The following is a 12,063-nucleotide window of genomic DNA, read 5'->3' on the forward strand; positions in this document are numbered from 1 at the left end:
CACAGTCGTGGCTAAAGAAAAGTTCGAACGTAACAAACCGCACGTCAACGTTGGCACCATCGGTCACGTTGACCACGGCAAAACCACTCTGACCGCAGCGCTGACCCGCGTTTGCTCGGAAGTTTTCGGTTCCGCTCGCGTTGACTTCGACAAGATCGACAGCGCCCCGGAAGAGAAAGCCCGTGGTATCACCATCAACACCGCGCACGTAGAGTACGACTCGAACGAGCGTCACTACGCGCACGTTGACTGCCCGGGTCACGCCGACTACGTCAAGAACATGATCACCGGTGCTGCCCAGATGGACGGCGCTATCCTGGTCTGCTCGGCCGCTGATGGTCCGATGCCTCAGACTCGCGAGCACATCCTGCTGTCCCGTCAGGTTGGCGTACCGTACATCGTCGTGTTCCTGAACAAGGCCGACATGGTTGACGACGCTGAGCTGCTGGAACTGGTCGAGATGGAAGTTCGTGACCTGCTGAGCACCTACGACTTCCCAGGCGACGACACTCCGATCATCATCGGTTCGGCGCTGATGGCCCTGAACGGCCAGGACGACAACGAGATGGGCACCACTGCCGTCAAGAAACTCGTTGAGACCCTGGACAGCTACATTCCGCAACCAGAGCGCGCTATCGACAAGCCGTTCCTGATGCCGATCGAAGACGTGTTCTCGATCTCGGGTCGCGGTACTGTAGTCACCGGTCGTGTTGAGCGTGGCATCGTCCGCATCCAGGAAGAAGTCGAGATCGTTGGCCTGCGTCCAACCACCAAGACTACCTGCACCGGCGTTGAAATGTTCCGCAAGCTGCTCGACGAAGGTCGTGCGGGTGAGAACTGTGGCGTTCTGCTGCGTGGCACCAAGCGTGACGACGTAGAGCGTGGCCAGGTTCTGGCCAAGCCGGGTTCGGTCAAGCCGCACACCAAGTTCACCGCTGAGGTGTACGTGCTGTCGAAAGAAGAAGGTGGTCGTCACACCCCGTTCTTCAAAGGCTACCGCCCACAGTTCTACTTCCGTACCACCGACGTAACCGGTTCGTGCGAACTGCCGGAAGGCGTTGAAATGGTCATGCCAGGTGACAACGTCCAGATGGTCGTTACCCTGATCAAAACCATCGCCATGGAAGACGGCCTGCGCTTCGCTATTCGCGAAGGCGGCCGTACCGTTGGCGCCGGTGTTGTGGCCAAAATCATCGAGTAACACTTGATGGTTTAAGAAAAACCCCCGCTCAGCGGGGGTTTTTTTTATCCGGTTGACACTGCAATGGGCCGTCTATAGAATCACGCCTCCTTTTAACGGGCATAGTGCGCCCGTTGGGAATGAGCCTGGAGTCTGAAATCCAATGCAAAATCAGCAAATCCGTATCAGGTTGAAGGCTTTTGACCATCGCCTGATCGACCAATCCACCCAGGAAATCGTGGAAACCGCGAAACGTACTGGTGCACAAGTGCGTGGTCCGATTCCACTGCCTACCCGTAAAGAGCGTTTCACCGTTCTGGTCTCCCCGCACGTCAACAAAGACGCGCGTGACCAGTACGAGATCCGCACTCACAAGCGCGTTCTGGACATCGTTCAGCCCACCGACAAAACCGTCGATGCGCTGATGAAACTGGACCTCGCGGCAGGCGTGGAAGTACAGATCAGCCTCGGCTAAGCCCAGCTTGGTCGTGTAACGCTCTGAAATGGGCGGCCATAGCGGGTGAAAGCCCCGTACACTCATGAGGTTACAACATGACTATTGGTGTAGTCGGTCGTAAGTGCGGTATGACCCGCATTTTTACCGAAGATGGTGTCTCTATTCCGGTTACGGTCATCGAGGTCGAACCGAATCGCGTCACCCAGTTTAAATCCGAAGAAACCGATGGCTATCGCGCAGTGCAAGTCACTGTCGGTGAGCGTCGTGCTTCGCGCGTGACCGCTGCTCAAGCGGGCCACTTCGCAAAAGCGAACGTTGCTGCAGGCCGTAATGTCATGGAATTCCGCCTTGAAGAAGGCGAGTACCAGGCAGGTGACCTGATCAAAGCAGAACTGTTCTCCGCTGGCCAGCTGGTCGATGTGACCGGTCAGTCCAAGGGTAAAGGCTTCGCCGGTACCATCAAGCGTTGGAACTTCCGCGGTCAGGACAACACCCACGGTAACTCCGTTTCCCACCGCGTCCCGGGCTCCATCGGCCAGTGCCAGACTCCTGGTCGTGTATTCAAGGGCAAGAAAATGTCCGGTCACATGGGCGCCGAGCGCGTGACCGTTCAGTCCCTGGAAATTGTCCGCGTTGACGCTGAACGCAATCTGTTGCTGGTCAAGGGTGCCGTTCCGGGCGCAACTGGCGGCGACGTGATTGTACGTCCGGCTGTTAAGGCTCGCGGTTAAGGGGAAGCTGACATGCAATTGAATGTAAATGACGCGCAAGCGATCGAAGTTTCCGAGCGGACTTTCGGTGGCGAGTTCAACGAGACCCTGGTTCACCAGGCAGTCGTAGCCTTCATGGCCGGTGGCCGTCAGGGCAGCAAGCAGCAGAAGACTCGTTCTGACGTTGCTGGTGGCGGCAAGCGCCCATGGCGCCAGAAAGGCACCGGCCGCGCCCGTGCCGGTACTATCCGTAGCCCGCTGTGGCGTGGCGGTGGTACCACTTTCGCTGCTCGCCCTCAGGATCACTCGCAAAAGCTCAACAAGAAGATGTACCGCGCAGCACTGCGCTCCATCCTCGCTGAGCTGGTGCGTACCGATCGCCTGGTCGTGGTTCAGGACTTCGCTGTTGAAGCCCCGAAAACCAAAGACCTGCTGGGCAAGCTGAATGGTATGGGCCTGACCGACGTGCTGATCGTTTCCGAAGCCGTTGACCAGAACCTGTACCTGGCCGCTCGCAACCTGCCGCACGTTGATGTACGTGACGTCCAAGGTTCCGACCCGGTTAGCCTGATCGCCTACGACAAGGTGTTGATCACCGTGTCCGCCGTGAAGAAATTCGAGGAGCTGCTGGGATGAACCAGGAACGCGTATTCAAAGTTCTGCTTGGCCCGCACGTTTCCGAGAAGGCCACGAACCTGGCAGAGAAGAAGAGCCAGTTCGTCTTCAAGGTCGCGACCGACGCTACCAAGCTGGAAATCAAGAAGGCCGTCGAAACCTTGTTTGACGTGAAGGTCGACTCCGTCACTACCCTGAACGTTCTGGGTAAGACGAAGCGCACCGCTCGCGGTCTGGGCAAGCGTAATGACTGGAAGAAGGCAATCGTTGCCCTTCAGCCAGGCCAAGATCTCGATTTCAGCAGCAATGCTGAGTAAGGAAGGGGCGCATCATGGCAATCGTTAAATGCAAACCGACTTCCGCTGGCCGCCGTTTCGTGGTCAAGGTCGTCAACAAGGAGCTCCACAAAGGCGCTCCTCACGCCCCCCTGCTCGAAAAGAAATCGAAGTCTGGTGGTCGTAACAATAATGGCCGCATCACTACGCGTCACGTAGGTGGTGGCCACAAGCAGCACTATCGTCTGGTCGACTTCCGTCGCAACGACAAAGACGGCATCGCCGCCACTGTCGAGCGTATCGAATACGATCCGAACCGTACTGCTTTCATCGCACTGGTTCTGTACGCAGACGGCGAGCGTCGTTACATCCTGGCCCCGAAAGGCGTCAGCGCTGGCGACCAGATCGTTGCAGGTGCTCTGGCTCCAATCAAGCCGGGCAACACGCTGCAGCTGCGCAACATTCCGGTCGGTTCTACCGTTCACGCCATCGAGCTGAAGCCTGGTAAAGGTGCTCAGATCGCGCGTTCCGCTGGTGCTTCGGCTCAGCTGGTCGCTCGTGAAGGTGTATACGTGACCCTGCGTCTCCGCTCTGGCGAGATGCGCAAAGTACTGGCTGAGTGCCGTGCGACCCTGGGCGAAGTCTCGAACTCCGAGCACAGCCTGCGTTCGCTGGGTAAAGCTGGTGCCAAGCGCTGGCGTGGCGTTCGCCCAACCGTTCGTGGTGTTGCCATGAACCCGGTTGACCACCCACATGGTGGTGGTGAAGGCCGTACGTCCGGTGGTCGTCATCCGGTATCGCCATGGGGCTTCCCAACCAAGGGTGCGAAGACCCGTGCTAATAAGCGTACCGACAACATGATCGTCCGTCGTCGCAAGTAAATAGAGGGATACGACAGTGCCACGTTCTCTGAAGAAAGGTCCTTTTATCGATCTTCACCTGTTGAAGAAGGTCGAAGTGGCGGCGGAAAAGAATGATCGCAAACCGGTGAAAACCTGGTCGCGTCGTTCGATGATTCTGCCGCAAATGGTAGGTCTGACCATCGCCGTGCATAACGGCCGTCAACACGTTCCGGTTCTCGTGAGCGAAGACATGGTCGGCCATAAACTGGGCGAGTTCGCCGCTACCCGCACCTATCGCGGGCATGCAGCTGACAAAAAAGCCAAGCGCTAAGGGGTAAGGAAATGGAAGTAGCCGCTAAGCTGTCGGGCGCTCGAATCTCCGCCCAGAAAGCCCGCTTGGTCGCCGACCAGATCCGCGGGAAGAAGGTGGGCGAAGCGCTCAACCTGTTGGCCTTCAGCAGCAAAAAAGCCGCTGAAATCTTGAAGAAAGTCCTTGAATCGGCCGTTGCCAACGCCGAACACAACGAAGGCGCCGACGTCGACGACCTGAAAGTGTCGACTGTCTTCGTTAACGAAGGGCGTTCGCTGAAGCGCATCATGCCGCGTGCCAAAGGCCGCGCTGATCGCATCGTCAAGCGGTCTTGCCATATCACTGTCAAGGTTGCGGACAAGTAACGGAGTCGATCAGATGGGTCAGAAAGTACATCCCGTTGGCATCCGCCTGGGAATCGTCAAGGAGCACACTTCCGTCTGGTATGCAGGCGGCAAGACTTACGCAGACTATCTGCTTGCAGACCTGCAAACGCGTGAGTACCTCCAGGACAAACTAAAAAGCGCGTCCGTGAGCCGTATCGATATTCATCGCCCGGCTCAAACCGCACGCATCACCATCCACACTGCTCGCCCCGGCATCGTGATCGGCAAGAAAGGTGAGGATGTTGAGAAACTGCGTCAGGACCTGACCAAGCAAATGGGTGTGCCTGTGCACATCAACATCGAAGAGATCCGCAAGCCGGAGCTCGACGGTATGCTGGTTGCCCAGAGCGTAGCTCAGCAGCTGGAGCGTCGTGTGATGTTCCGTCGCGCCATGAAGCGCGCCGTACAGAACGCCATGCGCATTGGTGCCAAAGGCATCAAGATCCAAGTGAGCGGTCGTCTCGGCGGTGCTGAAATCGCACGTACTGAATGGTATCGCGAAGGTCGTGTGCCCCTGCACACCCTGCGTGCCGATATCGACTATGCCACCTACGAAGCGCACACCACTTACGGTGTGATCGGTGTCAAGGTTTGGATCTTCAAAGGCGAAGTAATTGGTGGTCGCCAGGAAGAGCTGAAGCCGCAAGCACCTGCGCCTCGTAAAAAAGCTGCCAAGTAAGGGGTACGCCAAATGTTGCAACCAAAGCGTACAAAATTCCGCAAGCAGATGACCGGCCACAACCGTGGTCTGGCTCAGCGCGGTAGCAAAGTCAGCTTCGGTGAATTCGCACTGAAAGCTGTCGCTCGCGGTCGCCTCACCGCTCGCCAGATCGAGTCCGCACGTCGTGCGCTGACCCGTCACGTGAAACGTGGCGGCAAGATCTGGATCCGTGTATTCCCGGACAAGCCGGTTACCAAAAAGCCCCTCGAAGTTCGTATGGGTAAAGGTAAGGGTAACGTGGAGTACTGGGTTGCCCAGATTCAACCGGGCAAAGTGCTGTACGAAATCGAGGGTGTTTCCGAGCAACTGGCTCGTGAGGCATTTGCCCTGGCTGCTGCGAAGCTGCCTCTGGCGACCTCCTTTGTTAAGCGGACGGTGATGTGATGAAAGCGAACGAACTTCGTGAGAAATCAGCACAGCAACTGAACGAGCAACTGCTCGGCTTGCTGCGCGATCAGTTCAATCTGCGTATGCAGAAGGCAACTGGTCAGTTGGGGCAGTCTCACCTGCTCTCGCAAGTGAAGCGTGACATCGCTCGCGTGAAAACTGTGCTCAACCAGCAGGCAGGTAAGTGATCATGGCTGAAGCCGAAAAAACCGTCCGTACGCTGACTGGCCGTGTCGTCAGCGACAAGATGGACAAAACTATCACCGTTCTGATCGAGCGTCGCGTTAAGCACCCGATCTACGGTAAATACGTCAAGCGTTCGACCAAGCTGCACGCCCACGACGAGACCAATCAGTGCCACATCGGCGACAAGGTCACCATCCGCGAAGTTCGCCCGATGGCCAAGACCAAGTGCTGGGACCTGGTTGAAGTCGTTGAGCGCGCTGTTGAAGTCTAAGGGCTAGGGGTCGGAGAAATTTTATGATTCAGACTCAATCGATGCTCGATGTGGCCGATAACAGCGGCGCTCGTCGCGTCATGTGCATCAAGGTGCTCGGTGGTTCCCACCGCCGTTACGCCGGAATCGGTGACATCATCAAAGTAACCGTGAAGGAAGCGATTCCTCGTGGCAAGGTCAAAAAAGGCCAAGTCATGACCGCGGTGGTAGTTCGTACTCGTCACGGCGTTCGTCGCCCTGACGGTTCGATCATCCGTTTCGACGGCAACGCTGCTGTTCTGCTGAACAACAAGCAAGAGCCGATCGGCACCCGTATCTTTGGGCCAGTGACCCGTGAACTTCGCTCTGAGAAGTTCATGAAGATCGTCTCGCTCGCCCCAGAAGTGCTGTAAGGAGATCCGACATGCAAAAGATTCGTCGTGACGACGAGATCGTCGTGATCGCCGGCAAAGACAAGGGCAAGCGCGGTAAGGTGCTGAAGGTTCTCGCTGATGACCGTCTGGTCATTGGCGGGGTCAACCTGGTCAAGCGCCACACCAAGCCGAATCCAATGGCTGGCATCCAGGGCGGTATCGTCGAGAAAGAAGCGCCACTGCACGCTTCCAACGTTGCCATTTTCAACAGCGAAACCAACAAGGCTGACCGCGTAGGTTTCAAGGTTGAAGACGGTAAGAAAATTCGTGTCTTCAAGTCGACCCAAAAAGCGGTTGATGCTTGAACACTGCTAGGTAAATGACCATGGCACGACTGAAAGAGATTTACCGGAAGGAAATCGCCCCCAAGCTTAAGGAAGAACTTAAGCTGGCCAACGTGATGGAAGTTCCGCGCGTTACCAAGATCACCCTGAACATGGGTCTGGGCGAAGCAATCGGTGACAAAAAAGTCATCGAGCACGCTGTTGCCGATCTTGAAAAAATCACCGGCCAAAAAGCCGTGGTGACCTTTGCTCGCAAATCGATCGCTGGGTTCAAAGTCCGCGAAGGTTGGCCGATTGGCGTCAAAGTCACCCTGCGTCGCGATCGTATGTACGAGTTCCTGGATCGCCTGCTGTCCATCTCCCTGCCTCGGGTTCGCGACTTCCGCGGCCTGAATGCCAAGTCCTTCGACGGTCGTGGCAACTACAGCATGGGCGTGAAAGAGCAGATCATCTTCCCGGAAATCGATTACGACAAGATCGATGCTCTTCGCGGTCTGGACATTACCCTGACCACCACTGCCCGTACGGACGACGAAGGCCGCGCTCTGCTGCGTGCATTCAAGTTCCCGTTCCGCAACTGATTGGAGTCGGATAATGGCTAAGACGAGCATGAAGAACCGCGAGCTGAAGCGCCAGAAACTGGTTGCCAAGTTCGCTACCAAACGCGCTGCGCTGAAAGCAATCATCGTGAATCAGGAAGCAACGCCTGAAGAGCGCTGGAACGCTACCATCGCACTGCAGAAGCAGCCGCGTGACGCGAGCTCCTCGCGCCTGCGCAACCGCTGCCGCCTGACCGGTCGTCCGCACGGTGTATACCGTAAGTTCGGCCTGTCGCGTAACAAGCTGCGCGAAGCTGCCATGCGCGGTGACGTACCAGGCCTGGTCAAAGCCAGCTGGTAAGCACTGCGCTCGGTACCGGTGGTCTCCGACCGCCGGTGCACCGGCACAACGATCAAGCCCCTTTTGGGGCTTGATTCGTTTCTGGTGTGTCTCTAGAATGACCGGCTCGCCCGAGCCCGGGTATCCCGGCTGCGTTCGGGCGGTCTATGCGGCCGAAAGGCCAGTTTTTTTCGTATCAGGAGCATCTAGCCCATGAGTATGCAGGACCCGTTAGCGGACATGCTAACTCGCATCCGTAATGCCCAGATGGCTGAAAAGTCCGTTGTAAGCATGCCTTCGTCGACTCTGAAGGTTGCTGTTGCCAAAGTTCTCAAGGACGAAGGCTACATCGCGGGTTATCAGGTCACTGGCGACGCGAAGCCTTCGCTCTCTCTCGAGCTGAAATACTACGAAGGCCGTCCGGTCATCGAAGAAGTCAAACGCGTCAGCCGTCCTGGCCTTCGCCAGTACAAGTCCGTCGATGATCTGCCGAAAGTACGCGGCGGTCTTGGCGTTTCCATCGTCTCCACCAACAAAGGTGTGATGACGGATCGCGCTGCGCGCGCTGCCGGTGTCGGCGGCGAAGTGCTCTGCACCGTGTTCTAAGGGGGGATCAGCAATGTCTCGCGTCGCTAAGAACCCCGTCAAGCTCCCAGCTGGCGTAGAAATCAAACTCGCTGGTCCGGTGCTGTCGATCAAGGGTGCAAAGGGTACTCTGGAACTGAACGTTCACAACTCTGTTGAAATCACCGAAGAAAGCGGCGAGCTGCGTTTCGCTGCCCGCAACGGCGACCAACAGACCCGCGCCATGGCCGGTACTACCCGCGCTCTGGTGAACAACATGGTCCAGGGCGTAAGCCAGGGCTTCGAGCGCAAGCTTCAGCTGGTTGGTGTTGGTTACAAGGCGCAAGCCAAGGGCCAAGTCCTGTCGCTGGCGCTGGGCTTCTCCCACCCTGTGGAATATCAGCTGCCGGAAGGCATCACCGCTGAAACTCCTAGCCAAACCGATATCCTGATCAAGGGCATCGACAAGCAGCTCGTAGGCCAGGTTGCCGCGGAAATCCGCGACTTCCGTCGTCCAGAGCCGTACAAAGGCAAGGGTGTCCGTTACGCGGATGAAGTCGTCCGCCGTAAAGAAGCCAAGAAGAAGTAGGGCCTAGCAAATGACCGACAAAAAAGTTACTCGTCTGCGTCGCGCTCGCAAAGCACGCCTGAAAATGCACGAGCTCGAAACCGTGCGTCTGTGCGTGTATCGCTCTTCGCAGCACATCTATGCCCAGGTCATTTCGGCCGACGGCAGCAAGGTTCTGGCCAGCGCCTCTACCTTGGACAAAGAACTGCGTGATGGTGCCACTGGCAACGTCGATGCCGCCTCCAAGGTCGGCAAACTGGTTGCCGAGCGCGCCAAGGCTGCCGGTATTTCTCAAGTCGCTTTCGACCGTTCCGGCTTCAAGTACCACGGCCGTGTCAAAGCACTGGCTGATGCTGCTCGTGAAGGCGGGCTGGAGTTCTAAGTTATGGCAAATAACGACCAAAAACGCGACGAAGGCTACATTGAGAAGCTGGTTCAGGTTAACCGCGTAGCCAAGACCGTCAAAGGCGGCCGTATCTTCACCTTCACCGCGCTGACCGTGGTAGGTGATGGCAAGGGCCGCGTTGGCTTCGGTCGCGGTAAGTCCCGCGAAGTGCCGGCTGCTATCCAGAAGGCTATGGAAGCTGCACGTCGCAACATGATTCAGGTAGACCTGAAGGGCACCACCCTGCAGTACGCCACCAAGTCCACCCACGGTGCGTCGAAGGTGTACATGCAGCCCGCTTCGGAAGGTACCGGCATCATCGCCGGTGGCGCCATGCGTGCCGTGCTGGAAGTGGCTGGCGTGCATAACGTTCTGGCCAAGTGCTATGGCTCGACCAACCCGGTGAACGTGGTACACGCCACTTTCAACGGCCTGAAAGCCATGCAGTCTCCTGATTCCATCGCCGCCAAGCGCGGTAAGAGCGTCGAGGAGATTCTGTAATCATGGCTACCGTCAAAGTCACGCTGATCAAGAGCACCGCCGGCCGTATCCCTAACCACAAACTGTGCGTTAAGGGCCTGGGTCTGCGCCGTATCGGTCACACCGTAGAAGTCGAAGATACTCCCTCCAACCGTGGGATGATCAACAAGGCTTACTACATGCTGCGCGTCGAGGGTTAATCGATGAAACTCAATGATCTGAGTCCAGCGCCGGGTTCCCGTCGCGAGAAGCATCGTCCAGGTCGTGGCATCGGCAGCGGTCTGGGTAAGACCGGCGGCCGTGGTCACAAAGGCCAGACTTCCCGTTCCGGTGGCACCATCGCTCCGGGCTTCGAGGGTGGTCAACAGCCGCTGCACCGTCGCCTGCCGAAATTCGGCTTCGTTTCCCTGAAAGCCATGGACCGCGCTGAAGTTCGCACTTCGGAGCTGGCCAAGGTTCAAGGCGACGTCGTTTCGGTTCAGTCGCTGAAAGAAGCAAACGTCATCAACCAGAACGTTCAGCGCGTTAAAGTCGTGCTGTCTGGTGATGTGACTCGTGCCGTAACCCTGAAGGGCATCAATGCCACCAAGGGCGCGCGCGCGGCTATCGAAGCAGCTGGCGGCAAGTTCGAGGAATAAATGGCTAAGCAAGGTGCTCTCTCAGCGCTCGGCAAAGGCGGGTTGTCCGAACTCTGGGCTCGTCTGCGTTTCCTGTTCCTGGCGATTATCGTCTACCGGATCGGCGCGCACATCCCAGTTCCCGGCATCAACCCGGACCGCCTGGCGGATCTGTTCCGACAGAATGAGGGGACCATTCTTAGCTTGTTCAACATGTTTTCCGGCGGTGCGCTGGAGCGCATGAGCATTTTTGCACTGGGGATCATGCCGTACATTTCGGCGTCGATCATCATGCAGCTCATGACCGCGATCAGCCCGCAGCTGGAGCAGTTGAAGAAGGAAGGGGAAGCTGGCCGTCGCAAGATCAGCCAGTACACCCGCTATGGCACCGTTGTGCTGGCACTGGTTCAGGCGATTGGCATGTCCATCGGCCTGGCCAACCAGGGCGTCGCGTTCGCGTCGGGCCCAACCTTCTACATCCTGGCAGTGTCCACCTTCGTGGCGGGCGCGCTGTTCATGATGTGGCTGGGCGAGCAGATCACCGAACGTGGTGTTGGCAACGGCATTTCGATGCTGATTTTCTCGGGCATCGTCGCCGGCTTGCCGCGCGCGGTGGGGCAGTCTTTCGAGTCTGCCCGTCAGGGTGATATCAACATTTTCGCTCTGGTCGCCGTAGGCCTGGTCGCAGTAGCGATCATCGGTTTCGTGGTGTTCATCGAGCGTGGGCAGCGCCGCATTGCGGTGCACTACGCCAAGCGCCAGCAAGGCCGCAAGGTTTTCGCTGAGCAGCGCAGCCACTTGCCGTTGAAAGTGAACATGGCGGGGGTTATCCCGGCCATTTTCGCGAGCAGCATCTTGCTGTTCCCGGCTTCGTTGGGCTCCTGGTTTGGTCAGTCTGAAGGTATGGGCTGGCTGCAGGATGTCTCGCAGTCGATCGCTCCTGGCCAGCCGTTGAACATTTTGCTGTTTAGTGCAGGGATCATTTTCTTCTGCTTCTTCTACACGGCATTGATGTTCAACCCGAAGGACGTAGCGGAGAACCTGAAGAAGTCCGGTGCCTTTATTCCGGGCATCCGTCCGGGCGAGCAGTCCGCACGCTACATTGATGGCGTTCTGACCCGCTTGACCATGTTCGGTGCTCTTTACATGACGGCCGTGTGCCTGGTGCCCCAGTTCCTGGTGGTTGCAGCAAACGTTCCGTTCTACCTTGGCGGGACCTCGTTGCTGATCGTGGTCGTGGTTGTGATGGACTTTATGGCCCAAGTACAATCCCACCTCGTTTCGCACCAGTACGAATCCCTGATGAAGAAAGCCAACCTGAAGGGCTACGGCGGCAGCAGCTTGCTGCGCTGAGAGGCCCGTAAGGTTCGAGGAGTTGGTCATGAAAGTTCGCGCATCGGTGAAAAAGCTGTGCCGCAACTGCAAGATTATTCGCCGTGAAGGTATCGTGCGAGTGATCTGCAGCGCGGAACCACGCCACAAGCAGCGCCAAGGCTGAGTGTGAGCCGTGCTAAAAGCCCAGCAGCTAGTGTG

General features: G+C 57.5%; 24 protein-coding genes. All 24 read left to right on the forward strand.

Annotated elements, in window-relative coordinates; all coding sequences use genetic code 11:
• Positions 1-7 precede the first annotated feature (7 nt).
• The 24 genes from tuf to rpmJ all read left to right on the forward strand — a co-directional run bounded on the left by tuf (position 8) and on the right by rpmJ (position 12,028).
• Complete coding sequence (gene tuf, locus ACFZCE_RS20705) at positions 8-1,201, forward strand: elongation factor Tu (protein WP_390942385.1); 1,194 nt, start codon at positions 8-10, stop codon at positions 1,199-1,201.
• A 142-nt stretch (positions 1,202-1,343) separates the two neighbouring features.
• The gene (gene rpsJ, locus ACFZCE_RS20710; protein ID WP_003186070.1) at positions 1,344-1,655 is read left to right on the forward strand and encodes a 30S ribosomal protein S10; all 312 of its coding nucleotides are present in this window, start codon (positions 1,344-1,346) and stop codon (positions 1,653-1,655) included.
• 77 nt (positions 1,656-1,732) lie between these two features.
• Positions 1,733-2,368 (forward strand): 50S ribosomal protein L3, encoded by a 636-nt coding sequence (gene rplC, locus ACFZCE_RS20715; RefSeq protein WP_390942394.1) that lies wholly within the window; start codon positions 1,733-1,735, stop codon positions 2,366-2,368.
• Positions 2,369-2,380: 12 nt separating this feature from the next.
• On the forward strand, positions 2,381-2,983 hold the full coding sequence (gene rplD, locus ACFZCE_RS20720; RefSeq protein WP_390942395.1) for a 50S ribosomal protein L4: 603 nt from the start codon (positions 2,381-2,383) through the stop codon (positions 2,981-2,983).
• On the forward strand, positions 2,980-3,279 hold the full coding sequence (rplW, locus tag ACFZCE_RS20725) for a 50S ribosomal protein L23 (protein WP_390942396.1): 300 nt from the start codon (positions 2,980-2,982) through the stop codon (positions 3,277-3,279). Before rplD ends, rplW begins: the two co-directional genes overlap by 4 nt.
• Before the next feature lie 14 nt (positions 3,280-3,293).
• Positions 3,294-4,118, forward strand: coding sequence for a 50S ribosomal protein L2 (gene rplB, locus ACFZCE_RS20730; RefSeq protein ID WP_390942397.1), 825 nt, complete (start codon positions 3,294-3,296; stop codon positions 4,116-4,118).
• Positions 4,119-4,134: 16 nt separating this feature from the next.
• A complete protein-coding gene (gene rpsS, locus ACFZCE_RS20735) occupies positions 4,135-4,410 on the forward strand; it encodes a 30S ribosomal protein S19 (RefSeq protein ID WP_190422803.1) in 276 nt (91 codons plus the stop codon).
• An 11-nt stretch (positions 4,411-4,421) separates the two neighbouring features.
• On the forward strand, positions 4,422-4,754 hold the full coding sequence (rplV, locus tag ACFZCE_RS20740) for a 50S ribosomal protein L22 (protein ID WP_002555485.1): 333 nt from the start codon (positions 4,422-4,424) through the stop codon (positions 4,752-4,754).
• 13 nt (positions 4,755-4,767) lie between these two features.
• On the forward strand, positions 4,768-5,454 hold the full coding sequence (gene rpsC / locus ACFZCE_RS20745) for a 30S ribosomal protein S3 (protein ID WP_390942398.1): 687 nt from the start codon (positions 4,768-4,770) through the stop codon (positions 5,452-5,454).
• Positions 5,455-5,466: 12 nt separating this feature from the next.
• The gene (rplP, locus tag ACFZCE_RS20750) at positions 5,467-5,880 is read left to right on the forward strand and encodes a 50S ribosomal protein L16 (RefSeq protein ID WP_390942399.1); all 414 of its coding nucleotides are present in this window, start codon (positions 5,467-5,469) and stop codon (positions 5,878-5,880) included.
• Positions 5,880-6,071 (forward strand): 50S ribosomal protein L29, encoded by a 192-nt coding sequence (gene rpmC, locus ACFZCE_RS20755; protein ID WP_002555481.1) that lies wholly within the window; start codon positions 5,880-5,882, stop codon positions 6,069-6,071. The genes rplP and rpmC overlap by 1 nt, the downstream gene beginning before the upstream one ends.
• Before the next feature lie 2 nt (positions 6,072-6,073).
• Positions 6,074-6,340, forward strand: a complete 267-nt coding sequence (rpsQ, locus tag ACFZCE_RS20760) for a 30S ribosomal protein S17 (protein WP_390942400.1) — start codon at positions 6,074-6,076, stop codon at positions 6,338-6,340.
• Positions 6,341-6,363: 23 nt separating this feature from the next.
• Complete coding sequence (gene rplN, locus ACFZCE_RS20765) at positions 6,364-6,732, forward strand: 50S ribosomal protein L14 (RefSeq protein WP_003289207.1); 369 nt, start codon at positions 6,364-6,366, stop codon at positions 6,730-6,732.
• A gap of 11 nt (positions 6,733-6,743) precedes the next feature.
• A complete protein-coding gene (gene rplX / locus ACFZCE_RS20770) occupies positions 6,744-7,058 on the forward strand; it encodes a 50S ribosomal protein L24 (protein WP_390942401.1) in 315 nt (104 codons plus the stop codon).
• Positions 7,059-7,078: 20 nt separating this feature from the next.
• The gene (rplE, locus tag ACFZCE_RS20775) at positions 7,079-7,618 is read left to right on the forward strand and encodes a 50S ribosomal protein L5 (protein ID WP_390942402.1); all 540 of its coding nucleotides are present in this window, start codon (positions 7,079-7,081) and stop codon (positions 7,616-7,618) included.
• 13 nt (positions 7,619-7,631) lie between these two features.
• Entirely contained in the window at positions 7,632-7,937 is a 306-nt protein-coding gene (gene rpsN / locus ACFZCE_RS20780; protein WP_390942403.1) for a 30S ribosomal protein S14, read from the forward strand.
• Between the two features lie 192 nt (positions 7,938-8,129).
• Positions 8,130-8,522, forward strand: a complete 393-nt coding sequence (rpsH, locus tag ACFZCE_RS20785) for a 30S ribosomal protein S8 (protein ID WP_390942404.1) — start codon at positions 8,130-8,132, stop codon at positions 8,520-8,522.
• A 13-nt stretch (positions 8,523-8,535) separates the two neighbouring features.
• Positions 8,536-9,069: a 50S ribosomal protein L6 gene (rplF, locus tag ACFZCE_RS20790; RefSeq protein ID WP_390942405.1), complete on the forward strand. Its 534-nt coding sequence runs from the start codon at positions 8,536-8,538 to the stop codon at positions 9,067-9,069.
• A gap of 10 nt (positions 9,070-9,079) precedes the next feature.
• Complete coding sequence (gene rplR / locus ACFZCE_RS20795) at positions 9,080-9,430, forward strand: 50S ribosomal protein L18 (protein ID WP_390942406.1); 351 nt, start codon at positions 9,080-9,082, stop codon at positions 9,428-9,430.
• 3 nt (positions 9,431-9,433) lie between these two features.
• Positions 9,434-9,934: a 30S ribosomal protein S5 gene (gene rpsE, locus ACFZCE_RS20800; RefSeq protein ID WP_390942407.1), complete on the forward strand. Its 501-nt coding sequence runs from the start codon at positions 9,434-9,436 to the stop codon at positions 9,932-9,934.
• Positions 9,935-9,936: 2 nt separating this feature from the next.
• Positions 9,937-10,113 carry a 50S ribosomal protein L30 gene (rpmD, locus tag ACFZCE_RS20805; RefSeq protein ID WP_390942408.1) on the forward strand — a complete coding sequence of 59 codons (177 nt, stop codon included), beginning with the start codon at positions 9,937-9,939 and terminating at the stop codon, positions 10,111-10,113.
• A gap of 3 nt (positions 10,114-10,116) precedes the next feature.
• Entirely contained in the window at positions 10,117-10,551 is a 435-nt protein-coding gene (rplO, locus tag ACFZCE_RS20810; RefSeq protein ID WP_390942409.1) for a 50S ribosomal protein L15, read from the forward strand.
• The gene (gene secY / locus ACFZCE_RS20815) at positions 10,552-11,883 is read left to right on the forward strand and encodes a preprotein translocase subunit SecY (RefSeq protein WP_390942410.1); all 1,332 of its coding nucleotides are present in this window, start codon (positions 10,552-10,554) and stop codon (positions 11,881-11,883) included.
• Positions 11,884-11,911: 28 nt separating this feature from the next.
• Positions 11,912-12,028, forward strand: a complete 117-nt coding sequence (rpmJ, locus tag ACFZCE_RS20820) for a 50S ribosomal protein L36 (protein WP_011531897.1) — start codon at positions 11,912-11,914, stop codon at positions 12,026-12,028.
• Positions 12,029-12,063 lie beyond the last annotated feature (35 nt).

This window comes from Pseudomonas sp. NPDC007930 (genome assembly GCF_042958985.1).
Lineage (GTDB): Bacteria > Pseudomonadota > Gammaproteobacteria > Pseudomonadales > Pseudomonadaceae > Aquipseudomonas.

What these genes read in the sequence shown, in the direction of transcription:
- rpsJ (WP_003186070.1), top strand. Translation starts at nt 1,344, where the DNA reads ATGCAAAATCAGCAAATCCGTATCAGGTTGAAGGCTTTTGACCATCGC.
- rplC (WP_390942394.1), top strand. Translation starts at nt 1,733, where the DNA reads ATGACTATTGGTGTAGTCGGTCGTAAGTGCGGTATGACCCGCATTTTT.
- rplD (WP_390942395.1), top strand. Translation starts at nt 2,381, where the DNA reads ATGCAATTGAATGTAAATGACGCGCAAGCGATCGAAGTTTCCGAGCGG.
- rplW (WP_390942396.1), top strand. Translation starts at nt 2,980, where the DNA reads ATGAACCAGGAACGCGTATTCAAAGTTCTGCTTGGCCCGCACGTTTCC.
- rplB (WP_390942397.1), top strand. Translation starts at nt 3,294, where the DNA reads ATGGCAATCGTTAAATGCAAACCGACTTCCGCTGGCCGCCGTTTCGTG.
- rplV (WP_002555485.1), top strand. Translation starts at nt 4,422, where the DNA reads ATGGAAGTAGCCGCTAAGCTGTCGGGCGCTCGAATCTCCGCCCAGAAA.
- rpsC (WP_390942398.1), top strand. Translation starts at nt 4,768, where the DNA reads ATGGGTCAGAAAGTACATCCCGTTGGCATCCGCCTGGGAATCGTCAAG.
- rplP (WP_390942399.1), top strand. Translation starts at nt 5,467, where the DNA reads ATGTTGCAACCAAAGCGTACAAAATTCCGCAAGCAGATGACCGGCCAC.
- rpmC (WP_002555481.1), top strand. Translation starts at nt 5,880, where the DNA reads ATGAAAGCGAACGAACTTCGTGAGAAATCAGCACAGCAACTGAACGAG.
- rpsQ (WP_390942400.1), top strand. Translation starts at nt 6,074, where the DNA reads ATGGCTGAAGCCGAAAAAACCGTCCGTACGCTGACTGGCCGTGTCGTC.
- rplN (WP_003289207.1), top strand. Translation starts at nt 6,364, where the DNA reads ATGATTCAGACTCAATCGATGCTCGATGTGGCCGATAACAGCGGCGCT.
- rplX (WP_390942401.1), top strand. Translation starts at nt 6,744, where the DNA reads ATGCAAAAGATTCGTCGTGACGACGAGATCGTCGTGATCGCCGGCAAA.
- rplE (WP_390942402.1), top strand. Translation starts at nt 7,079, where the DNA reads ATGGCACGACTGAAAGAGATTTACCGGAAGGAAATCGCCCCCAAGCTT.
- rpsN (WP_390942403.1), top strand. Translation starts at nt 7,632, where the DNA reads ATGGCTAAGACGAGCATGAAGAACCGCGAGCTGAAGCGCCAGAAACTG.
- rpsH (WP_390942404.1), top strand. Translation starts at nt 8,130, where the DNA reads ATGAGTATGCAGGACCCGTTAGCGGACATGCTAACTCGCATCCGTAAT.
- rplF (WP_390942405.1), top strand. Translation starts at nt 8,536, where the DNA reads ATGTCTCGCGTCGCTAAGAACCCCGTCAAGCTCCCAGCTGGCGTAGAA.
- rplR (WP_390942406.1), top strand. Translation starts at nt 9,080, where the DNA reads ATGACCGACAAAAAAGTTACTCGTCTGCGTCGCGCTCGCAAAGCACGC.
- rpsE (WP_390942407.1), top strand. Translation starts at nt 9,434, where the DNA reads ATGGCAAATAACGACCAAAAACGCGACGAAGGCTACATTGAGAAGCTG.
- rpmD (WP_390942408.1), top strand. Translation starts at nt 9,937, where the DNA reads ATGGCTACCGTCAAAGTCACGCTGATCAAGAGCACCGCCGGCCGTATC.
- rplO (WP_390942409.1), top strand. Translation starts at nt 10,117, where the DNA reads ATGAAACTCAATGATCTGAGTCCAGCGCCGGGTTCCCGTCGCGAGAAG.
- secY (WP_390942410.1), top strand. Translation starts at nt 10,552, where the DNA reads ATGGCTAAGCAAGGTGCTCTCTCAGCGCTCGGCAAAGGCGGGTTGTCC.
- rpmJ (WP_011531897.1), top strand. Translation starts at nt 11,912, where the DNA reads ATGAAAGTTCGCGCATCGGTGAAAAAGCTGTGCCGCAACTGCAAGATT.